This window comes from Neobacillus sp. B24 (genome assembly GCF_055381825.1).
The window spans coordinates 1,867,459-1,888,376 of the sequence record NZ_AP035777.1; the positions used below are offsets into that span (position 1 = coordinate 1,867,459).

Below are 20,918 nucleotides of genomic sequence, written 5' to 3' on the forward strand. Positions count from 1 at the left end.
TAGGGAGGTTTAACCGTGGGGGTAGAAGAGAGGCTTTCATTCTTTGCCGCGCTTTATCAGGTAGCGGATCAACCCAAGCTTGGAATGTGGCTGCTATATTTGACGATTGTAGGTTTATCAGTTCTTGTTTATAAGCTTGGATTCGCCAAAAAATTGCCACTTGGAAAATCAATTATTATTTACGCATTTTTATGTATTGGTTCCACCATGCTGACGTTTTTAGGCATCTTTTTGCCAGTTGCCGAAGGACTGGTTGTTGCTGCATTGATATTGATCATTTATAAAATCCGCCTATATAATTCAAAAAAGGCGGAAACAGAGGCAAAGTAACGGGGGTTTTGAAAATGCGGTCGTTCCAGGATGTGCTATATAATTGGCTTACGATTAAGGTTGTTTGCGATGCCCGACCGAATGATACCGCGGCGCAGGAAACATGTGCCCATTTTGAAGAGGTATTGACAAACGAATATGAGGTTTCAAATCTTGAAATCACTACAGATGATGTTATGTATTATGTTTCCTGCCAAATGGGAGAAGAGTTAAAGAAGAACCGGTTTCCACGGGAATTAATTGAGGTAATGTTAAATCAGATTAATCTTGAGCCGGAAAAATACGAGAACTATCCAATAAAAGAATGAAAAAAGAGGCTGTGATTCCACAGCCTCTTTCTTGTTTAAAATTACAGATTAGGGTTTAATCACCAGTCATCACCATTTGTCTTTGGCCGATAAAGGCGAAAATTACCTGATTCCAAGCGAATGTTCGTTTTTTCTTTTATTCGTTCGCTGCATGACTGACACATATATGTATGGATCGGACGATTTCGGAGGCGTTTGGCAATCAGTGATTCATCCTCGATACTTTCTATTTTATCGCATAGTACGCATTTTACTCTCATTTAGGGCACCTCGTTAATTAAACTGATACTTATATTGTTATTATAGTATATCATGCAACTGGGATGAAGAATAATGAGATGTTTAATTTGCTGAAACAATGGCATAGTAGTAATATGAGGATATCTGTTTTTACAGAAGTACATAGGAAATAAAGGGGTTGTAACCGTGGCTAATCAAGTAGAACCAAGATTATTAAAGCCATTATATGATGAACTGCAAAAGGAGCGGTTTGTAACGCTGGCAACGATAGATTATGAAACAGGCGGACCAAATGTCAGCGCGGTCTCCTGGGTGTTGGCAAAAGATGAGGAGACTATCTATATAGCAGTGGATAATCGATCACGTATTCTTGAGAATATTAACAACAACAGTCAGGTTGTTATTAATATCATAGCGAATGAATCAATATATTCTATTTCAGGAAACGCAAAGCTAAAACAGGAACGGCTTCAGGATGTACCATTAAAGCTTGGGTTAGTTGAAGTCAACATTAAAGAAGTAAGGGATGTCATGTTCTATGGTTCAAAAATTGTAACAGAAGTTCAATATGACAAAACGTATGATAAAAATGCTGCCGAGAAGTTAGACAGGCAGGTAATGGACGCCATGAGAAAAGCTTAGTGTAGGACACTAAGCTTTTTATTTATGGTGATTGGACTGATCTTTCTGTTCCTTCTCTAATTTCTTTTCTTCATTTGCCGGCAGCTTTTTCTCCGGTTTTTCTGTAGCATTTTTTGGACTTGGTGTGATTAAATCTCCAGGTATTTGCGGCATTACCCGCCCGGAAATTTCGGCCAATTCCTCCATGATGCCGCTCAATGGTCTTCCATTTTTAATATCCTTATTCATTTCTTTTAAGCGCTGGGTTGTATCGACATCCGCCACTACTACGGCATTTGCACCGTAAGGGTCCTTTTTTAAGCTTTCGGCAACAGTATATTTTATCGTCCCTACTTGGGAGCGGTCGATCTTGGAATTAACGTCAATGCCGACAATTGCATATTTCCCGAGAACGACGGCGGTTGCATCATTGACATTGGGCACGCTGGCAGCAAGTTCAACAAGATGCTTGGAGATTTGCTGGCCGGACTTGCGATCGACATTGTCAATATAGCTGTTTTTCACTTTTACTAATGATTGATTTGCCTGATCGGCCGCTTCATTATTTTTATTAGTATTACAACCTGTCAGCACCAGAAAAATCCCTGCTGTCATGAAAATCTTTTTCATAAAACCCCTCCATCAACCATAATCAAAAGCCGAAACAATCTGTGACAATCGGTAGGAATCTTAAGCTTCGCTCTTAACATTATTGTGCGGAATTCCTTCTATCTTTATTCCAATAAACATATATTTTACCAAAGTCTATTGGCTTGTTTAGTAACATTAAAAACCCCTACACCAAGTAAAGCAGGAGGCGTCGCTTTGAGTAAAATATACGTGTTAGATACAAACGTCTTATTACAAGACCCGTATTCCATTTTCTCCTTTCAAGATAATGAGGTAGTAATTCCTGCTGTAGTTCTCGAAGAAGTGGACTCAAAGAAAAGATATATGGACGAAATAGGCAGAAATGCCAGACATGTATCAAGATTAATTGATGGTCTAAGGGCCTCGGGGAAGCTTCATGAACAAGTTCCGCTCGAAAACGGAGGAACAATCAGAATTGAATTAAATCACCGATCTTTTCATGAACTTCAAGATATTTTCATTGAAAAAACGAATGATAACCGTATCTTGGCGGTGGCAAAAAATCTATTTTTGGAAGAGCAGACAAAAGAAAATGGAAAGCCAGTCATTCTTGTAAGTAAGGATGCCTTGGTAAGAGTGAAAGCAGATGCGATTGGAATGGCTGCTGAGGATTTTTTAAGCGACCGCGTGGTTGAAATAGACTCTATCTATACCGGATTTCAGGAAGTATACGTGCCAATTGACCTGTTAAGCCGTTATTATGAGAAAGGAGAGTTATTTCTCTCAGAAATACCTAATTATACCTTTTATCCCAACCAATTTCTCATCATGAAAGATGTACTTGGCAGCTCCGCTTCCGCGATTGGAATTGTCAATAAACCTGGTACAAAAGTGACTAAACTGGCTGTGAGTCAAGAGCATGTTTGGGGAATTCATCCGCGAAACGTCCAACAGACAATGGCAATTGAATTATTGCTTAGAAAAGATATTCCGCTTGTAACCTTAATCGGCAAAGCAGGCACAGGAAAAACATTGCTTGCCCTCGCAGCCGGGCTGTTGCAGACAGAGGATTTCCATGAATTTAAAAAGCTGCTGGTGGCGAGACCAATTGTTCCAGTTGGCAAAGACTTAGGGTTCCTGCCTGGTGAAAAACAAGAGAAGCTAAGGCCTTGGATGCAGCCGATATTTGATAACCTGGAATATTTGTTTAATACGAAGAAGCCTGGTGAATTAGATGCGATTTTGGCGGGAATGGGGTCCATTGAGGTAGAGGCTTTAACTTATATCCGCGGCAGGAGCTTGCCTAAGCAATTTATCATTATTGACGAGGCACAAAATTTGACGAAACATGAAGTGAAAACGATTTTAACTAGGGTAGGAGAGGACAGCAAAATAGTCTTAATGGGTGACCCGGAACAAATTGATCATCCATACCTTGATGCCTACAATAATGGGCTGACCTATGTGGTGGAAAAATTTAAGGATCAGGTTATTTCCGGACATGTTAAACTGTTGAAGGGAGAAAGATCTGGACTGGCAAGACTTGCTGCTGATTTGCTTTAGTTGGTTCTACACAAAAAAACGGGCAAGTGCCCGTTTTTGCTTGTAAAAATTTTTATTTAACTGTAAAACCTTTGACTTGCTTAATTGGGTTTTCACGGTTAGAACCATCACCAAAATACACGTGAACAGGTCCGTCTTCAGTTAATGGTTTGCCTTTATCGGAGTATGCTAAAATTAGCTCTGATGCTTCATCCAGTGAAAGCTCATAATCGCCGTTTTGACTGTGGATGATTACCTCATTTGCCTCACTGTCTGGCTCGGAATTAGTAAGAAAAGGTTTAAAGGGCATGCCAAATGTTCCGGTAAGCATTTTTTGCTTTTCATAAATCCGCTCGGTTTTTAACGTCGGCGGAAACACGGCACCCTCCATGATTTCCCGATCCCAATGCTTGGAAACAGCTTTGGTATACTCTTCAAGCTGGTCATGTTCTATCCTATTGGCTGAAAAATAAGTAGTTAAATCAATTCTGCGGTCGTCGAAAATCCATACACTTGGATCAAGTGTAATGGAATATTTAACTTTTCCTGTAATCATCATAATATTTTCCATTGGTTATTCCTCCTAATCTGCCTACCATTTAGTATAGCTTTTTTCGGTGCAAATGTCATAAACCTGACCACTTCTGTAATAAACCTCATAGTTCTTGCAATTTTCCGGCTTTGGCGGTAAAATTTAAAAGATAGGTTGTATAATCGCTCTGAACTGGGGGGATAAATGTTGGCGTCTGAAATGATCGTGAATCATCAGGAAAAAGCCTTTGCCTTATTACAGGCAGACGCTGAAAAAATCTTAAAGCTTATTAAAGTGCAAATGGATAATCTCACGATGCCTCAATGTCCTCTATATGAAGAGGTGTTGGATACACAAATGTTCGGTTTATCGAGAGAGATAGACTTTGCTGTCCGTTTAGGCTTAATTGATAGTAAGGATGGAAAAGCGATTTTAGATAAATTAGAGAGAGAATTATCGGCATTGCATGATGCATCATTAAGAAAATAACGACAAAAAACTCAAACAATTGTTATTGATTGTTTGAGTTTTTTATTATAGAATAAATGAAATATTTTTTGCCTGACTTTTTCAGAATATTCTTTTTTAAAATCTTGTAACAAATTAACTTTTTAGAGTCATCGCCTATATTTTCTATTATAATAGAATAATATAAAACCAATTTTGAAATAGAGGACGTCTTAAATGGGTAAAAAAATATTAAAATCGTATGATTATTCTCTCATTATCACGATAATCCTTTTGTGTTGCTTTGGTTTAGTTATGATCTATAGCTCTAGCATTGCATGGACTGTTCAAAAGTATCATTGGCCGAGTGATTACTTTTACCAAAAACAAAAGATATGGCTGATATTATTTACATTCGTTTTTGTGGTTGCAGCGCTTGTTCCCTATAAGATAATGAAATTTACCAAGGTTATGGTATTGATTGTCCTAATATCGCTTGGACTGCTAGTGGGATTATTCTGGTTCGGTGATGTCACTAACGGGGCAAGAAGCTGGTATTTGATTGGTTCATTTAAATTTCAGCCTTCTGAATTTGTTAAACTGGCTATTATCATCTATTTGGCTGCCGTTTATGCCAAAAAGCAATCTTATATAAATCATTTTAATAAAGGAGTAATGCCTCCTATTATTTTCCTATTTATTGTCTGCTTTTTGATTATCCTGCAACCAGACTATGGAACTGCGAGTATAATTGCTTTTATTGCAGGGATGGTTATTTTCTGTTCCGGGATGAGCTTTAAAACAATAGGGAAGCTTTTGTTCATGGCGCTAATTATTTTAATCCCCTTAGTATTTGCAGCCCAGGGCTACATATTTTCTGAAAAACGGCTTGCTCGATTTCAAGTATTGGAAAATCCGTTTGCAGAGCAATATGTACAGAAAGCGGGCTATCACTTGGCAAATTCCTACATTGCTATTGGTTCCGGTGGGATAAACGGTTTGGGATTGGGGAAAAGCATCCAAAAGCTTGGTTACCTGCCTGAAGCGCATACTGACTTTATTATGGCTGTTATCGCCGAGGAGCTGGGAATATGGGGAGTTGGGTTTGTTATTCTTTTGCTTGCTTATATTGTTTTGCGGGGAATTTACATTGGCCTGCAGTGCAAGGACCCATTTGGCAGCCTGCTGGCGATTGGTATATCAAGCATGATTGGAATTCAATCTTTTATCAATCTCGCCGGCGTATCTGGCTTGATTCCGCTTACAGGTGTGCCGCTCCCTTTTATAAGCTATGGAGGTTCTTCTCTATTAATGCTGGCCGCAGCATCAGGGATTCTAGTCAATGTTTCCATGTTTGTTAAATATGAAAGTAAATACAAACATACTCAAGAACTGCCTGACAAAAGGCCTGTTACCAAAGATGGCAAGGTGTTTTATATTTAATAAAACGCGGGGGCGACATGTGCCTCCCGCGTTTTTAAAAATACATAGAAACTGAGGTGTTTATTAGGTGGCAAAACAAATCAATAAAGTATTGGTAGCTAACAGGGGAGAAATCGCCATCAGGGTTTTTCGCGCTTGTACTGAACTGAATATTCGGACTGTTGCGATATATTCAAAAGAGGATTCAGGTTCTTACCACCGCTATAAAGCGGATGAAGCCTACTTGGTGGGAGAAGGAAAAAAACCAATCGATGCTTATTTGGATATCGATGGAATTATTGAGATTGCTAAAAAGAGTGGGGCGGATGCGATTCATCCCGGCTATGGTTTCCTTTCAGAAAACATTCATTTTGCGAGACGCTGTGAACAAGAGGGGATTATTTTTATTGGCCCAACTTCTAAACACTTGGATATGTTTGGTGACAAGGTTAAGGCAAGACAGCAGGCTGAACTCGCCGGTATTCCGGTTATTCCAGGCTCGGATGGGCCAGTGGGACAACTTCAGGAAGTCTTGGATTTTGCCGAAGTCCATGGTTATCCACTGATTATAAAAGCGGCACTTGGCGGAGGCGGCCGCGGCATGAGAATAGTCAGAAGCCAAGAAGAGGTCAAAGAAGCATTCGAACGGGCAAAATCAGAAGCAAAGGCAGCCTTCGGAAGTGATGAGGTATATCTTGAAAAGTTAATCGAGAACCCAAAGCATATCGAGGTGCAAATTATTGGCGACAGAAGCGGCAATATTGTCCATCTATATGATCGGGACTGTTCGGTGCAGCGCCGCCACCAAAAGGTGGTTGAAATCGCTCCAAGTGTGTCGCTTTCAGACGACTTAAGAGAACAGATTTGCGATGCGGCAGTAAAATTGATGAAAAACGTTGACTACTTTAATGCCGGGACTGTCGAATTTTTAGTCTCAAAAAATGAATTTTATTTTATTGAGGTAAATCCAAGGGTCCAAGTTGAACATACAGTTACCGAAATGGTAACCGGTATTGATATCGTTCAGACACAAATTCTAGTTTCTGAAGGTCACGAACTGCATGGTCCGATTATCGGAATTCCGGGCCAAGATAGTATCCAGCTCTACGGATTTGCAATTCAATCTCGGGTAACAACTGAAGACCCGCTCAATAATTTTATGCCAGATACAGGGAAAATTATGGCTTACCGTTCTGGAGGAGGGTTTGGTGTCAGACTTGATGCCGGTAACGGGTTTCAAGGTGCAGTTATCACCCCCTACTACGACTCCCTGCTTGTTAAATTGTCCACTTGGGCATTGACATTCGAGCAAGCTGCAGCCAAAATGGTCAGGAACTTGCAGGAATTCAGAATTAGAGGAATCAAAACCAATATCCCGTTTTTGGAAAATGTCGTTAAGCATCCAAAGTTTTTAAACGGGGAGTATGACACATCGTTTATTGACAACACTCCGGAGTTGTTTTTGTTTCCAGTTCGAAAAGACCGCGGAACAAAAATGCTATCTTATATCGGAACTGTAACAGTAAACGGTTTTCCTGGGATTGATAAAAAGAAACGGCCGGTATTTTCCAGGCCTAGGAACCCTTCAATTCCATTTGATCTTTCTTATAAGCAGGGGACAAAACAAATTTTGGATCAACATGGTGCCGAAGGACTGGTAAATTGGGTTAAGGACCAAAAGCAGGTCTTGTTAACAGATACTACGTTTAGGGATGCACATCAATCACTGCTCGCCACGAGAATGCGGACAACGGATATCGCCCATATTGCAGAACCAACAGCAAAGTTAATTCCGGAATTGTTTTCATTTGAAATGTGGGGTGGAGCAACCTTTGATGTGGCCTATCGCTTTTTAAAAGAAGATCCATGGGAAAGACTTTTGACATTAAGAAAAAAGATACCGAATGTCATGTTTCAAATGTTAATCCGTGGAGCCAATGCAGTTGGTTATAAAAACTATCCTGATAATTTAATAAAGGAATTTGTCTCCCAATCATCTTCGGCAGGGATCGATGTCTTTCGTATTTTCGACAGTTTGAACTGGGTTAAAGGGATGGAAGTTGCGATTCAAGCGGTAAGAGAAACCGGAAAAATTGCTGAGGCGGCCATTTGCTACACCGGTGACATTTTGGACCCGTCAAAATCGAAATACAATCTTGAATACTATAAAAATCTTGCCAAAGAACTTGAACTTCAGGGGGCTCACATTCTTGGCATTAAGGATATGGCCGGGTTGTTGAAGCCGGAAGCAGCATACCGATTGATTTCCGAATTAAAAGCAACCGTTGATATACCAATTCATTTGCATACCCACGATACAAGCGGTAATGGAATATATACTTATGCCAGAGCAATTGACGGCGGCGTGGATATCGTGGATGTAGCCCTTAGCTCAATGTCAGGTTTAACCTCCCAGCCGAGTGCAAATTCACTATATTACGCTCTCGAAGGGACAAATCGCAAACCGGCTGTAGATATCAATGCGCTTGAAAAACTATCTCATTATTGGGAAGATGTCCGGAAATATTATCAAGACTTTGAGTCTGGCATGATGTCACCGCATTCTGAGATTTATCAGCATGAAATGCCAGGGGGGCAATATAGCAATCTGCAGCAGCAGGCAAAGGCTGTTGGCTTGGGCGACCGGTGGGATGAAGTCAAGGAAATGTATTCAAGGGTCAATCAAATGTTTGGTGACATTGTCAAAGTGACACCTTCCTCCAAAGTTGTTGGTGATATGGCTCTGTTCATGGTTCAAAATGATTTAACTGAGGAAGAAGTATTAGTAAGAGGGACAACACTTGATTTCCCGGATTCTGTTGTTGAATTATTTGAGGGATACCTCGGGCAGCCGCACGGTGGTTTCCCAGAAGAACTGCAAAAGGTGATATTAAAGGGGAAAAAACCACTTGAGGTTCGCCCTGGTGAATTACTTGAATCGGTAGATTTTGAAAAGCTCAAGCAAGAGCTGTTTGATGAACTTGGCAGACAAGTAACCACATTTGAGATTATTTCTTATGCATTGTATCCAAAAGTTTTCTTGGAATATCTGAAAACAGCTGAAGCTTTTGGTGATATTTCTGTTCTCGATACGCCAACCTTCCTGTATGGAATGCGTTTGGGAGAAGAAATAGAAGTTGAAATTGAAACGGGTAAAACCCTGATTGTGAAGCTCGTTTCCATTGGTCAACCACAAGCAGATGGTACCAGAGTTGTTTATTTTGAGTTAAACGGGCAGCCGCGTGAAGTAGTTGTGAAGGATGAAAGTATTAAAGCGACAGTCGTTTCAAGACTTAAAGGCGATCACAAGAATGAAAGTCACATTTCCGCTTCCATGCCTGGTACTGTGATTAAGGTATTGGTAGAAAAAGGAGAGCGGGTTGAGCGTGGCGATCATTTAATGATTACTGAGGCCATGAAAATGGAAACAACCGTCCAGGCACCATTCGCTGGCGTCGTAAAGGATATTTATGTGAAAAGCGGTGAAGCGATCCAAACGGGTGATCTATTACTGGAACTGAAAAAAGGTTAACCAAAAAACAAGGCTGACTTGTTAAAGTCAGCCTCGTTTTTATTTACTATGATTCTTTCTGGACCGTGAATATAATAGAATAAAATAGCTTAACACCCCGAACAGGCAGGTAATAAAGAAGGCATGAAGCAAGGCGATGTAAAGGTTTAACCTGGTGAAAATGATAAATGCGCCTGCAATTACCTGGAGAGAGACAAGAACAAAAGCGATAATCCAGCCCCAATAGAGAACCCTTTGATTTTTGTAATGACGAATAGCTAAAATGGTTATGTAACCAATCCAGAGGAATATCAGCCCTGCGGCAGTACGATGTCCCATTTGCACCCATTCATATAAATTAGTCGGAAGTCCCGGAGAATCGTTTAAGCATAACGGCCAATCGCGGCAAATAAGACTGGATTTTGTATGCCGTACCAATGCACCTGTATAAATCACAAGATAGCTATAGATGGTTACTGCAATGATATGAAAACCCATGCGCTTGTCGATATAAAGTTTTTCTGCCTCAAACTTCTTGTCAATTTCAAAAATAAGCAATGTCAATAACAATACAGCGGCAAATGATATAAGTGAAATCCCAAAATGTAAGGCAAGTACAAAGCTGGATTGCCCCCACATAACTGCAGCCGCTCCGACGAGCCCCTGTAAAACTAAAAAGAATAATGACAGAAACGAAAGAAATTTAGTTTCTCTTATATGCCCAATCGCCTTCCATGCCCATATGGACAGGACTAATACCATAAACCCGACCGCACCCGAGACCAATCGATGAGCTAACTCGATAATTAATTCCGGAGTAATCTCTGTAGGGAGAAATTTACCGTTGCATAATGGCCAAGATCTTCCGCACCCCATCCCGGAGCCAGTCTTTGTTACCAAGGCGCCGCCTAGTAAAATTAGTATCATTCCGATGGTAGTGGCAACTGCCAGCCACTTCAAAGAACGTCGCAAGAAATTCACCTCTTAAAGTTCAATAATTTGTCAAAAAAAATAGTTGACAGTATAATGATTAAAAAAAGAAGAAAGATAAAAAGTACCCTATACATCATAACGAATTCTGCCGAAAAAGAACAGAATTTCGGACTAAGAACTTGGGGATTTTTATAAAAAGACAAAGCTCTTGAATAATATTCGTTTTTCACTATTATTATAGTGAAAAACGTAGAAACCTCGATTGCAATGCCTTAATGACATAAAGTAAGAATCATTTCTGTATTCCTTAATATATTACTTAGAGAATAGGAACGGGCTATGCTGCAAATAAGAATGACTAAATACATAGAAATTTTTCACATTTTATCTTAAATTGTACTTATTTTTATTTAAAAAATATTATAAAATAGAATAAAATTATGATAAAAATCACGTTTTCACAATTTGGTCAAAAATTATTCAAAAAAAATTCACAAAAACTTCGCAAAGTGTGATTTAATATACAGAGAAAGTGTTGTTTAAATCACGTTATTTTTATTGGAAAACGCTGGGTTTTTAGATTAGGAGGAGAAATTGAATGTCTAATTCAAAGGCTGCTATAGAAAAAGGTGTGACAAGCCTGGATTCTGTTGCAGTAAAGTCTTCTGCGTGGAGTGACTTTATGGCCCTAATTAAAATAGGGATCGTAAATTCAAACGTGATTACTACTTTTACCGGTTTATGGCTTGCCCTCCATTTCACAGGACAGAGCTTTTTAAATAATTTAGATATTATTTTTTATACTGTGGCAGGTTCATCACTGATAATAGCTGGTTCTTGTGCGATTAATAACTACGTAGACCGGGATATTGACCATTTAATGGAGCGGACAAAAGCAAGACCTACCGTCACAGGAAAGGTAATCCCTGCGAAAGTTCTTGGCTTGGGTATTTTCCTTATCGGGCTGGGAACACTGTGTTTATTCTTAACTACCGTAACTGCAACAGTAATTGGGCTGCTTGGAGTTTTTAGTTATGTAGTTCTTTATACGCTATGGTCAAAGCGTCAATTAGTCTCAAACACGATTATTGGCAGTTTCTCAGGAGCTGTACCACCGCTGATTGGCTGGGCAGCAGTGGATGCAAATCTAGATATGATGGCTTGGGTTTTGTTTGTACTTATGTTTGTATGGCAGCCGCCGCACTTCTATGCACTAGCAATGAGAAGGGTAAATGAATACAGAGCAGCAGGTATTCCGATGCTGCCAGTTGTAAAGGGCTTTAAAGCCACCAAAAGAAGCATTTTACTTTGGGTAATTGCTCTCCTGCCAATCCCATTTTTTCTACAACAATTGGGAATCCCATTTCTAATTCTTGCTACCGTATTAAACATCGGCTGGCTTGCATTAGGGATTTATGGATATAAGATCAAAGATGACATTAAGTGGGCAAAACTAATGTTTGTTTATTCCATTCAATACTTAACTATTATTTTTGTGGCGATGGTTGTTGTTACATTAATTTAGTTTTGTATCTTGAGGCTTAAGACTGCCTCGCTCTACATACTTCTTTGGTCCAACATTTATATTATCAATTTAACACGAAAGAGGGGTTTGATTAAGCATGAAAAGGTTTGCAAAATGGCGTTTGATTTCGCTGTTTGCGATTTTGGCGCTTGTACTTTCCGGTTGTGGCGAACCGTTCCTTTCCTCATTAAAGCCTGCCGGTGAAGTTGCTAAAATTCAGTACGATTTGATGGCGTTAAGTACGTACATTATGGTTGGAGTTATTTTAGTTGTTTCAATTATTTTCGTCATTGTTTTCTTACGTTTTAGGAGAAAAGATGACCGAATTCCAAAACAGGTGGAAGGAAGTCATAAATTAGAAATTATCTGGACGGTTATTCCAATCCTTTTACTTTTGCTTTTAGCTGTTCCGACAGTTTCAGCAACTTTTAAGCTTGCTGATGTTAAAGAAATGGATAAGGAGAAGTCAGATGCACTTGTCATTAAAGTCCGCTCTCATTTATATTGGTGGGATTTTGAATATCCAAAACAGAAGATTGTTACAAGTCAGGATTTAGTTGTACCAACAAATGAAAAGGTTTATTTTGATTTAAAATCCCTGGATGTGAAACACTCATTTTGGATTCCTGCTGTAGGCGGTAAAATGGACACGAATACAGAAAACGTAAATAAATTCTGGCTTGTGTTTGACGAGAAAAAAGCCAATGAAGCCGGTGATCTTTTTTACGGAAAGTGTGCTGAGCTTTGTGGCCCGTCTCACGCTTTGATGGACTTCAAAGTAAAAGCCATGCCTCGTGATGAATTTGACTCATGGGTAAAAGATATGCAATCTGTTAAGGAGCCGCAAAAAGCAAAAACTGATGTGGCTGCACAAGGACAGGAGCTATTCAATCAAAGCTGTATCGGTTGTCATGCTGTTACACCTTCTAACCAAATGCCTGATACTGCAAGGATGGCTCCAAACTTATCAAACTTTGGTGAAAGATCCCGTGTTGCTGGTATATTGGATCATAATAAAACGGAACTAAAGAATTGGATCCGTGATCCTGAAAAATATAAACCAGGCAACACAATGACTGATAAGTATCCGGAATTTGATGAAAAACAATTAGAAGCCCTTGCTGAATACTTAATGGGCTTAAAAGTTCAGGACTAAGTGGGGAAATGGTTGAAAGGGAGGTAAAATAGTGAGTACCTTGGCTCAAAAGAAGGGGTTTGGGGCGACTATATGGGACTTTTTAACAACAGTTGACCATAAAAAGATCGCAATCCTATATCTCTTAGCAGGTGGATTTTTCTTCGTAGTGGGTGGTATCGAGGCTGTCTTAATTAGAATTCAGCTTGCGGTACCAAATAATGATTTTGTCAGTGCTGGTACGTTTAATGAAATCATCACCATGCACGGAACAACGATGATTTTCTTGGCGGCCATGCCGATTTTATTAGGATTTATGAATGCGGTAATGCCGCTGCAAATTGGTGCACGTGACGTAGCGTTTCCGTTTGTAAATGCACTTGGCTTCTGGTTATTCTTTTTTGGTGGAGTATTCCTAAACCTTTCATGGTTTATGGGCGGCGCGCCTGATGCTGGATGGACTTCCTATGCGTCACTTGCGATTCACTCAAAAGGGCATGGAATCGACTTCTATGTGCTGGGCTTGCAGATTTCAGGTATTGGGACATTAATTGGTGGTATTAACTTCCTAGTGACCATTATTAACATGCGTGCTCCAGGTATGACCTATATGAGAATGCCGTTATTTACATGGACAACTTTTGTGGCATCAGCTTTGATTTTATTTGCATTCCCTCCGTTAACTGTAGGTCTTGTTTTGATGATGTTTGACCGCATGTTTGGATCGAATTTCTTTGTTGTTGCCAATGGAGGTAACACTGTAATCTGGGAGCATTTATTCTGGATTTTTGGACACCCTGAGGTTTATATCTTGGTGCTTCCGGCATTTGGGATTTTCTCGGAAATTTTCTCTACTTTTTCAAGGAAACGTTTATTCGGTTACTCTTCGATGGTATTTGCGACAGTGCTAATCGGTTTCTTAGGCTTCATGGTTTGGGCTCACCACATGTTTACAACTGGTTTAGGCCCAGTGGCCAATGCAATCTTTGCCGTAGCAACAATGGCGATTGGTGTTCCGACGGGGATTAAAATTTTCAACTGGCTATTCACCATGTGGGGAGGCAGTGTGAAATTTACCACCCCGATGTATTGGGCCTTTGCGTTTATTCCTTCATTCGTTATCGGAGGGGTAACCGGGGTAATGCTTGCATCTGCTGCAGCAGACTACCAGTACCATGACAGTTATTTCGTTGTTGCTCACTTCCACTACGTTATCGTTGGTGGTGTAGTATTTGGAATTTTTGCGGCAGTTCATTACTGGTGGCCAAAAATGTTCGGTACGATGTTAAACGAAACCCTCGGAAAAATAACTTTTTGGTTATTCTTTACAGGTTTCCATTTGACATTCTTTATTCAACACTTCCTTGGACTGTGGGGAATGCCGCGCCGAGTATTTACGTACCTGCCAGGTCAAGGTTTTGACACTTCCAATATGATCAGCTCTGTTGGGGCATTATTTATGTCACTTGGTGTTATTGTTCTTGTCATTAACGTTATCATGACATCTGTGAAAAATGTTAAGGTTGGCGATGACCCTTGGGGAGATGGAAGAACACTTGAATGGGCCATTCCATCACCACCGCCATTCTACAACTTCAAGCAACTTCCGCTTGTACGTGGTCTGGATGCTTTATGGTTAGAAAAAACAGAAGGCAAGAAAGGCATGACACCTGCTGAGCCGCTAGGGGATATTCATATGCCGAATTCTTCCTTTATTCCATTTGTCATTGCATTTGGGTTATTCGTTGCTGCTTTCGGTGCCTTATATAATGGCGAAAAATCATGGGCAGTACCAGTAATCATTGTCGGTTTACTGATTACCTTTGGTTCCATGTTCGTGCGTTCTGTAAAAGACGACCATGGATTCCACATTCATAAAGAAGAATTAATGGATGATAATGATAAGGGGGTTAAGGCATAATGCACGCTGAAGAAAAATTAACCTATGAAACATGGCCTGCAGAGCCAGAAAAATCGACCCTTGAAGCGAAAAATAAATTTTTAGGTTTCTGGTTATTCTTAGGGGGAGAGACTGTGTTGTTCGCCTCTCTCTTTGCCACCTACCTGGCATTAAAGGATAAGGTGCCAAACCCGGCTGAAGCCGCTTTGGCCAAGGACTTGTTTGAGCTTCCACTTACATTTGTTGCGACGATGCTGTTATTAACCAGCTCGTTAACAAGTGTATATGCAATGTATCATATGAAAAACTTTAATTCACAAAAAATGAACCTCTGGCTTGGTATCACAGTCTTGCTTGGAGCCGGCTTCCTAGCATTAGAGGTTTACGAGTTTACCCATTATGTACATGAGTATCATCATACCTTTACGAGCAGTGCCTTTGGTTCCGCGTTTTACACGTTAGTCGGTTTCCATGGTGGTCACGTTACCTTTGGTCTTCTTTGGATCCTAACGCTGATACTTCGCAATTATAAGCGTGGATTGGATTTGTACAATGCTCCAAAGTTTTATGTGGCCAGCCTTTATTGGCACTTTATCGATGTTGTTTGGGTATTTATCTTTACTGTAGTTTATTTAATGGGAATGGTGGGATAAACGATGACAAATCAACAATTAAATTCTGGTAACCCAAGAGTTGATCTTGAATATCGCCGCCGCAAGAGTGCAGAAGAAATGAAATACCAAGTAGTTTCATTTGCACTAATGATTTTCTTAACATTGGTAGCCTTCGCGGCTGTTGCGGTTGAGGGATTTACTGCTTGGTTTACGCTTCCATTTATTCTTTTGTTGGCATTCATCCAAGTAGTGTTTCAGCTTTATTACTTCATGCATATGAGCCATAAAGGCCATGAAGCCCCTTCGTTATTCCTATATTCAGGGTTATTCGTTGGATTAGTGACGGTGCTGGTATTTATGACGATTATCTGGTGGTAATTAGAAAAGTGATGCATGACTTTAATTTTTGGGGAAATCGGTTTGTGCCGATTTCCCTTTTTTAAAAACACGGAAAAACCGGAAAGGTTCATTTCTTTGCTTCTTATATCGGCCAAGGATATAATAAAGACAATAATTCTTTCTATTAATAATGAGGTGATATATAGTGCTGACGTTAGATATTTTCGGATTCAAAGCACTTTGGAGCCCATACTTTTTACTATTTATGGTTGCTGTGACCGCAGGCTATTTTTTGCTTACCACAAAGTATCGACACCTGTTTCCTGGCAGCGAAAAATTAACAAAACAACAGGCTTCTTTGTTTTTGCTATCAATGGTTCTTGTTTACGCGATTAAAGGCTCCCCGCTCGATGTTATGGCACATTTGATGTTTTATGTTCATATGATTCAAATGGTTGCACTGGTCTTATTAATCCCGCCGCTATTTATTTTTGCCATCCCAGACTGGGTATGGAGAAAACTTTTTGAGGTTAGATTGATCAATACCCTGTTTAATTTTTTTACAAAACCGCTTATTGCTTTGATTGTATTTAATGGTTTATTTTCGTTTTACCATGTGCCGTTAATTTTTGACCATGTGATGCAAAACTTTTGGATTCATACTTTATACTCCTTTGTGTTGTTTGTAGTGGCAGTCTTTATGTGGTGGCCGCTCTTGAATCGGCTTTCTGAACACCAGACCTTGAACGGTCTCAAAAAAGTAGGATACCTTTTTGCAGACGGCATCTTGATAACACCAGCTTGTGCTTTGATTATCTTTGCTGATACTTCGCTGTACTCAACGTATTCAGACCCCGCTGTATGGGGGAATGTGATGAGTTTATGCGTAGGCAGTGCGAACTTTGCCAGCTTGAACTTAAGCGGCCCTGAGCTTTTTAGTTCAATGTCCTTGGTTCATGACCAACAGCTTGGCGGTGTATTAATGAAAGTCATGCAAGAAGTTATTTATGGATTTATCCTGGCGCGGGTCTTTTTTGAATGGTACCGTAAGGATCAGGCTGAATCTGAACAGGCTATGACTCAAACCTTAAATCCATCACCTGTAAAATAATCTCCCTAAGTTCAGGGAGATTTTCTTATGTATTGTTTGAAAAAAAAGGACTGTTACTCTACTATAATGGTAGAATACATGGAAAAAGAGAGGACTATTAATGGATTCATTACCGATTTTGCCTACAATTAGTACTACTTTTATTGTTTTAAGCGGGATAACGGTTGCAATTGGCTGGTGGCAGATAAAACAGAGGAAAATTGAAACACATAAAAAGACGATGCTGTTAGCTGCTATTTTCGCCCTTATCTTCTTTATCATTTACGCATCCAGAACAGTGTTTATCGGCAATACAGCATTTGGCGGACCTGATGATATAAAAATTTACTATACCGTATTTTTAATTTTTCATATCACATTAGCGACGCTTGGAGCAGGATTAGGAGTATTGTCATTATTATCAGGGTATAAAAACAAGCTGTCACTTCACCGGAAACTCGGGCCTTTTACCAGTATCGTCTGGTTTTTTACTGCGATTACCGGTGTGGCAGTATATTTGTTACTGTATGTTTTTTATCATGGCGGGGAAACGACATCGATGATCAAAGCAATACTAGGATTTTAATTTTAAGGTTAAAGAAAGGACACATGAACTGCTCATGTGTCCTTTACAATGTTATTCAGCAAATTTGCTGATTTCTGCTTTAACTTCTTCAATGATCTTTTTACACTGATTTACAAGTGATGCCGGGAAGTTTTCGCCTTCACCGTACTCAACTCCGTGTGGATAATAGTGCTTGCCAAGCAGCGGAGTCAGTAATTGAATACTTGCTTTAAAAGTATCGACATCCCCTTCAACCGCATAGCCCTGAATACGAAGGTAGAATATCCCTTCTCTCATTTCAAATTTGCGGTCGTATGTAACCCGTTCATAGTCCCACTGTCCGGCGCGAACCAATTTGTGGGCTTCCATGACCTCATCCAATCGGTTAAGTTCTGCCTTCATTTTTTCAATTCCGGTATTTTCAAATTTCATGATAAACTCCCTCCTAAAACGCTGCCATACCCCTGTGTTTAGTTTATGGTTTTATAGCATTATGAATTCATTTTAATAATAGATGAAAAAGTAATAACTTGCAATGAATTCAATTAACGAATAATTCATCATAAATGGGAAAATTCTATAGTTGAGTATAGTAATTTTCCCGGAGGCGATAAAATGGAAAAAATTCGTGATATTATGACCGATGACGTAGAATGCTGCACATTATTAGATAATGTTTATGAAGTAGCAGTAAAAATGAAAGAGCTAAATGTTGGCGCTATTCCGATTGTGGATCAGGATAAATTAGTAGGGATGATTACCGACCGGGATATCGTAGTACGAGGAGTAGCGGAAAAGCACCCTGGATCAACAAAAGTGGAAGATATTATGAGTGATAAACTGATTACCGTTTCCCCTGATAAAACCAGTAGAGAGGCAGCAAAGTTAATGGCAGAGCATCAAATACGCCGTCTTCCCGTTGTTGAAAACGGTAAACTTATAGGAATAGTTTCACTTGGTGATTTTGCGATACGTGAATTAACCGATGATCAGGCAAAGCAGGCACTCACGGAAATTTCTGAACAAAATCATAATGGGGTACAACATTAAAATTATTATACTTCAACAAGCAATTCTCCTTTTAAACAGGTACGCAAAAGTACCTGTTTTATTTATCTAGCGCCTAATTATCTGATATTTTGGATAACAGCTATTTCTTAATTCATTGTAAATGATATAATTATTTTATCGATACATATAATGATAGAGAATTTTTAGAGAGGGGGTAAACCTCTGCGAGCCCTATTTAGAATTTTGATCCTTTCCGCTGTCATCCTGACTATAGGATTTTATGCTGGAATAAATGAAAAGAATCAAGAGGGGGTATTAATTAAGGAAGATCATACATCCGAAATGGAACAGACTTGGTCTAATAAGAAAGATGAAAGCCAAAATAGAAAAATTTCCGAAAAGCCTGTAGAAGGTATGGCGCTTTTAATCGGAAGAAGTCTTACAGAACTGCTTAATGAATTTGGTCCGCCGCAACGGATTGATGAAACTCTGTATGGTTACCAATGGTATATTTATAATTTGGATCATAGCCGTTATGCCCAAATTGGGGTGGAAAATAACCAGGTAGTTACTATATTTGCGCTTGGTGAAAGTTTAAATGTTGCACCGTTTGAAATTGGCCAGCCGGTAGAGGAGATCTTTAATACGCAATTTATCGATACTAATATTAATCTTGAATACAATGGGAATTCTTATCGTTTTGAGTTGAATGATACTGATCTAAATCTTCGGCCAATTGTACAATTAGGCGATATTTACGTTCAGCTTTATATAGACAAGTTTACTGGGACGCTTTCAAGTGTACGTTTTTTAACAGCCGATACATTGATAAAACAAAGGCCGTACGAGCTGGTTTATCGTGGGGAGTTAATTGAATCGGCGGTACCGACGGAGGAAATGTGGAAATCCATTGAAACTGGGGCAGAACAGGAGATATTTGAAATTACCAATGTGTTAAGGACACGGCATCAATTATCACCGCTGCAATGGGACGAGGATACGGCTGAAGTCGCCCTTGGACATAGTCAAGATATGGCTGAAAACAATGACTTTTCCCATACATCGAAGAAATTTGGGAGCCTTTCCGACCGCTTAAATCGGGCGGAGGTTGCCTATGAATCGGCCGGCGAGAATATTGCCGCTAATTATACTGATGCACCAGCAGTGGTGGAGGGCTGGCTAAATAGTAAAGGCCATCGGGATTCGCTATTAAATGAGGACTTTACTCATTTGGGAGTAGGAGTCTATCAAAAGTATTACACTCAAAATTTTATAAAAAAAACAGAAGAGTAGGGGAACAGAAATCTGTTCCCCTGTTTTTAGTTATTCCATTTTTTTAGTTTCGTAATGATTAAATAAAAATGTATTAGCTTCCCATCTTCCAAAAACCGTGATTATGTCGCCAACAGTAAAGTTGTCCGGCTTTAAATCTTTCGTTAAAGGAACTATTTTTTTTACCGTTATTGATTTAGCGTCAGCTTGTATCACAAGCGTGTGAATATAAAGGTAACGGTTATAATAAAAACGCTGCTTTTCGGCATAAATACTTTTTATAACCCCTTTTAATACGGCCTCATGCTTAATTTCACCAGAAGCTAGCCATTCTTTGTCATGCTCTTTCATTTCTTTTTTGGTAAGCCAATAAAAATAAATGCAAACAATTGGGATTAAAATGGCAGTGACCATTTTATTAATCCTCCTATATCATTTTGGAATGGTAAAAAACGTACCTGTGGCATAGGCGATTTTTTTCCCATCACTTCGGTAAGCTTCTCCGGAGACGACTATCGTTTTTGTTCCCTGATGAATGATTTCAGCCCTGCAGTGCAAATGATCACCAATACCCGGTGCAATATAATGGATATTTAATTGATTGGTGACTGCACCGAATCCTTCAGGCAGAATATAATTTGCCAATGAGCCCATTGCGGTATCAAGGAGGGTTGCAGTAATCCCGCCGTGAACAATATTTAAGTTATTGTTGATTGCTGGGTTTATTGGAATAGTAATTTCACAGGACTGCTTGTCTATTTTTCTCTTCATATGAAGCAGTCCGCCTATGTAGGCTTCGCTGTTTCCCTTGATTTTTTTTTGTACACCTTGTAACAGATAGGACAACACTTGTAAATCTGTCTCAGAGCCATTTTCGATACATGAATCCAAAAGTTGTCTTAACTCATCGCTCATTTTTATATACCTCTTTCATTTCATCTTCATAAAACATCTTACCATTTACAATTGTTTTAATAAATATTTAAACGT

The 20,918-nt window shown here is 39.5% G+C and carries 23 protein-coding genes; 16 read left to right on the plus strand and 7 right to left on the minus strand.

Annotated elements, in window-relative coordinates:
• The first annotated feature begins 15 nt into the window (after positions 1-15).
• A complete protein-coding gene (locus ACZ43M_RS09365; protein WP_464507135.1) occupies positions 16-330 on the plus strand; it encodes a YlaH-like family protein in 315 nt (104 codons plus the stop codon).
• 14 nt (positions 331-344) lie between these two features.
• Entirely contained in the window at positions 345-638 is a 294-nt protein-coding gene (locus ACZ43M_RS09370) for a hypothetical protein (protein ID WP_464507136.1), read from the plus strand.
• A 59-nt stretch (positions 639-697) separates the two neighbouring features.
• Here the strand turns inward: ACZ43M_RS09370 and ACZ43M_RS09375 are convergent, their stop codons facing one another.
• Complete coding sequence (locus ACZ43M_RS09375) at positions 698-898, minus strand: YlaI family protein (protein WP_464507137.1); 201 nt, start codon at positions 896-898, stop codon at positions 698-700.
• A gap of 166 nt (positions 899-1,064) precedes the next feature.
• Between ACZ43M_RS09375 and ACZ43M_RS09380 the strand changes: the two genes are divergently transcribed.
• The gene (locus tag ACZ43M_RS09380; protein WP_464507138.1) at positions 1,065-1,520 is read left to right on the plus strand and encodes a pyridoxamine 5'-phosphate oxidase family protein; all 456 of its coding nucleotides are present in this window, start codon (positions 1,065-1,067) and stop codon (positions 1,518-1,520) included.
• An 18-nt stretch (positions 1,521-1,538) separates the two neighbouring features.
• On the opposite strand, the gene ACZ43M_RS09385 is transcribed toward ACZ43M_RS09380, so the two are convergent.
• Positions 1,539-2,129 carry a YhcN/YlaJ family sporulation lipoprotein gene (locus ACZ43M_RS09385; RefSeq protein ID WP_464507139.1) on the minus strand — a complete coding sequence of 197 codons (591 nt, stop codon included), beginning with the start codon at positions 2,127-2,129 and terminating at the stop codon, positions 1,539-1,541.
• A 195-nt stretch (positions 2,130-2,324) separates the two neighbouring features.
• Here ACZ43M_RS09385 and ACZ43M_RS09390 point away from each other — a divergent pair, with 195 nt between their 5' ends.
• A complete protein-coding gene (locus ACZ43M_RS09390; RefSeq protein WP_464507140.1) occupies positions 2,325-3,653 on the plus strand; it encodes a PhoH family protein in 1,329 nt (442 codons plus the stop codon).
• A gap of 52 nt (positions 3,654-3,705) precedes the next feature.
• Here ACZ43M_RS09390 and ACZ43M_RS09395 read toward each other — a convergent pair whose 3' ends face one another.
• Complete coding sequence (locus ACZ43M_RS09395) at positions 3,706-4,203, minus strand: peptidyl-prolyl cis-trans isomerase (protein ID WP_464507141.1); 498 nt, start codon at positions 4,201-4,203, stop codon at positions 3,706-3,708.
• Positions 4,204-4,371: 168 nt separating this feature from the next.
• Between ACZ43M_RS09395 and ACZ43M_RS09400 the strand changes: the two genes are divergently transcribed.
• From ACZ43M_RS09400 to pyc, 3 genes are all read left to right on the plus strand, one after another.
• Positions 4,372-4,653 carry an Fpa/YlaN family protein gene (locus ACZ43M_RS09400; protein WP_464507994.1) on the plus strand — a complete coding sequence of 94 codons (282 nt, stop codon included), beginning with the start codon at positions 4,372-4,374 and terminating at the stop codon, positions 4,651-4,653.
• Between the two features lie 195 nt (positions 4,654-4,848).
• Entirely contained in the window at positions 4,849-6,054 is a 1,206-nt protein-coding gene (locus ACZ43M_RS09405) for an FtsW/RodA/SpoVE family cell cycle protein (RefSeq protein WP_464507142.1), read from the plus strand.
• Between the two features lie 67 nt (positions 6,055-6,121).
• On the plus strand, positions 6,122-9,565 hold the full coding sequence (gene pyc, locus ACZ43M_RS09410) for a pyruvate carboxylase (RefSeq protein ID WP_464507143.1): 3,444 nt from the start codon (positions 6,122-6,124) through the stop codon (positions 9,563-9,565).
• A 39-nt stretch (positions 9,566-9,604) separates the two neighbouring features.
• On the opposite strand, the gene ACZ43M_RS09415 is transcribed toward pyc, so the two are convergent.
• The gene (locus tag ACZ43M_RS09415) at positions 9,605-10,516 is read right to left on the minus strand and encodes a COX15/CtaA family protein (RefSeq protein WP_464507144.1); all 912 of its coding nucleotides are present in this window, start codon (positions 10,514-10,516) and stop codon (positions 9,605-9,607) included.
• Between the two features lie 559 nt (positions 10,517-11,075).
• Between ACZ43M_RS09415 and cyoE the strand changes: the two genes are divergently transcribed.
• From cyoE to ACZ43M_RS09450, 7 genes are all read left to right on the plus strand, one after another.
• On the plus strand, positions 11,076-12,002 hold the full coding sequence (gene cyoE / locus ACZ43M_RS09420; protein WP_464507145.1) for a heme o synthase: 927 nt from the start codon (positions 11,076-11,078) through the stop codon (positions 12,000-12,002).
• 97 nt (positions 12,003-12,099) lie between these two features.
• The gene (coxB, locus tag ACZ43M_RS09425) at positions 12,100-13,158 is read left to right on the plus strand and encodes a cytochrome c oxidase subunit II (protein WP_464507146.1); all 1,059 of its coding nucleotides are present in this window, start codon (positions 12,100-12,102) and stop codon (positions 13,156-13,158) included.
• 31 nt (positions 13,159-13,189) lie between these two features.
• Positions 13,190-15,058: a cytochrome c oxidase subunit I gene (gene ctaD, locus ACZ43M_RS09430; protein ID WP_464507147.1), complete on the plus strand. Its 1,869-nt coding sequence runs from the start codon at positions 13,190-13,192 to the stop codon at positions 15,056-15,058.
• Complete coding sequence (locus ACZ43M_RS09435) at positions 15,058-15,690, plus strand: cytochrome (ubi)quinol oxidase subunit III (protein WP_464507148.1); 633 nt, start codon at positions 15,058-15,060, stop codon at positions 15,688-15,690. The genes ctaD and ACZ43M_RS09435 overlap by 1 nt, the downstream gene beginning before the upstream one ends.
• A 3-nt stretch (positions 15,691-15,693) precedes the next feature.
• Positions 15,694-16,029 (plus strand): cytochrome c oxidase subunit IVB, encoded by a 336-nt coding sequence (gene ctaF, locus ACZ43M_RS09440; protein WP_464507149.1) that lies wholly within the window; start codon positions 15,694-15,696, stop codon positions 16,027-16,029.
• 166 nt (positions 16,030-16,195) lie between these two features.
• Positions 16,196-17,101, plus strand: a complete 906-nt coding sequence (ctaG, locus tag ACZ43M_RS09445; protein ID WP_464507150.1) for a cytochrome c oxidase assembly factor CtaG — start codon at positions 16,196-16,198, stop codon at positions 17,099-17,101.
• 100 nt (positions 17,102-17,201) lie between these two features.
• On the plus strand, positions 17,202-17,666 hold the full coding sequence (locus tag ACZ43M_RS09450; protein WP_464507151.1) for a DUF420 domain-containing protein: 465 nt from the start codon (positions 17,202-17,204) through the stop codon (positions 17,664-17,666).
• 51 nt (positions 17,667-17,717) lie between these two features.
• On the opposite strand, the gene ACZ43M_RS09455 is transcribed toward ACZ43M_RS09450, so the two are convergent.
• Positions 17,718-18,077: a YugN family protein gene (locus ACZ43M_RS09455; RefSeq protein ID WP_464507152.1), complete on the minus strand. Its 360-nt coding sequence runs from the start codon at positions 18,075-18,077 to the stop codon at positions 17,718-17,720.
• A 183-nt stretch (positions 18,078-18,260) separates the two neighbouring features.
• Here ACZ43M_RS09455 and ACZ43M_RS09460 point away from each other — a divergent pair, with 183 nt between their 5' ends.
• Both ACZ43M_RS09460 and ACZ43M_RS09465 read left to right on the plus strand, forming a co-directional pair.
• Complete coding sequence (locus ACZ43M_RS09460; protein WP_464507153.1) at positions 18,261-18,695, plus strand: CBS domain-containing protein; 435 nt, start codon at positions 18,261-18,263, stop codon at positions 18,693-18,695.
• 303 nt (positions 18,696-18,998) lie between these two features.
• Positions 18,999-19,949 (plus strand): CAP domain-containing protein, encoded by a 951-nt coding sequence (locus ACZ43M_RS09465; RefSeq protein ID WP_464507154.1) that lies wholly within the window; start codon positions 18,999-19,001, stop codon positions 19,947-19,949.
• A 30-nt stretch (positions 19,950-19,979) separates the two neighbouring features.
• Here the strand turns inward: ACZ43M_RS09465 and ACZ43M_RS09470 are convergent, their stop codons facing one another.
• Both ACZ43M_RS09470 and ACZ43M_RS09475 read right to left on the minus strand, forming a co-directional pair.
• Positions 19,980-20,342, minus strand: coding sequence for a hypothetical protein (locus ACZ43M_RS09470; RefSeq protein WP_464507155.1), 363 nt, complete (start codon positions 20,340-20,342; stop codon positions 19,980-19,982).
• A gap of 18 nt (positions 20,343-20,360) precedes the next feature.
• Entirely contained in the window at positions 20,361-20,843 is a 483-nt protein-coding gene (locus ACZ43M_RS09475; RefSeq protein WP_464507156.1) for a PaaI family thioesterase, read from the minus strand.
• Positions 20,844-20,918 lie beyond the last annotated feature (75 nt).

Excerpts from the sequence above, each read along its gene's own strand:
- ACZ43M_RS09370 (WP_464507136.1), top strand. The coding sequence starts at position 345 with ATGCGGTCGTTCCAGGATGTGCTATATAATTGGCTTACGATTAAGGTT.
- ACZ43M_RS09375 (WP_464507137.1), bottom strand. The coding sequence starts at position 898 with ATGAGAGTAAAATGCGTACTATGCGATAAAATAGAAAGTATCGAGGAT.
- ACZ43M_RS09385 (WP_464507139.1), bottom strand. The coding sequence starts at position 2,129 with ATGAAAAAGATTTTCATGACAGCAGGGATTTTTCTGGTGCTGACAGGT.
- ACZ43M_RS09395 (WP_464507141.1), bottom strand. The coding sequence starts at position 4,203 with ATGGAAAATATTATGATGATTACAGGAAAAGTTAAATATTCCATTACA.
- ACZ43M_RS09405 (WP_464507142.1), top strand. The coding sequence starts at position 4,849 with ATGGGTAAAAAAATATTAAAATCGTATGATTATTCTCTCATTATCACG.
- cyoE (WP_464507145.1), top strand. The coding sequence starts at position 11,076 with ATGTCTAATTCAAAGGCTGCTATAGAAAAAGGTGTGACAAGCCTGGAT.
- coxB (WP_464507146.1), top strand. The coding sequence starts at position 12,100 with ATGAAAAGGTTTGCAAAATGGCGTTTGATTTCGCTGTTTGCGATTTTG.
- ACZ43M_RS09435 (WP_464507148.1), top strand. The coding sequence starts at position 15,058 with ATGCACGCTGAAGAAAAATTAACCTATGAAACATGGCCTGCAGAGCCA.
- ctaF (WP_464507149.1), top strand. The coding sequence starts at position 15,694 with ATGACAAATCAACAATTAAATTCTGGTAACCCAAGAGTTGATCTTGAA.
- ACZ43M_RS09450 (WP_464507151.1), top strand. The coding sequence starts at position 17,202 with ATGGATTCATTACCGATTTTGCCTACAATTAGTACTACTTTTATTGTT.
- ACZ43M_RS09455 (WP_464507152.1), bottom strand. The coding sequence starts at position 18,077 with ATGAAATTTGAAAATACCGGAATTGAAAAAATGAAGGCAGAACTTAAC.
- ACZ43M_RS09460 (WP_464507153.1), top strand. The coding sequence starts at position 18,261 with ATGGAAAAAATTCGTGATATTATGACCGATGACGTAGAATGCTGCACA.
- ACZ43M_RS09465 (WP_464507154.1), top strand. The coding sequence starts at position 18,999 with ATGGAACAGACTTGGTCTAATAAGAAAGATGAAAGCCAAAATAGAAAA.
- ACZ43M_RS09470 (WP_464507155.1), bottom strand. The coding sequence starts at position 20,342 with ATGGTCACTGCCATTTTAATCCCAATTGTTTGCATTTATTTTTATTGG.
- ACZ43M_RS09475 (WP_464507156.1), bottom strand. The coding sequence starts at position 20,843 with ATGAGCGATGAGTTAAGACAACTTTTGGATTCATGTATCGAAAATGGC.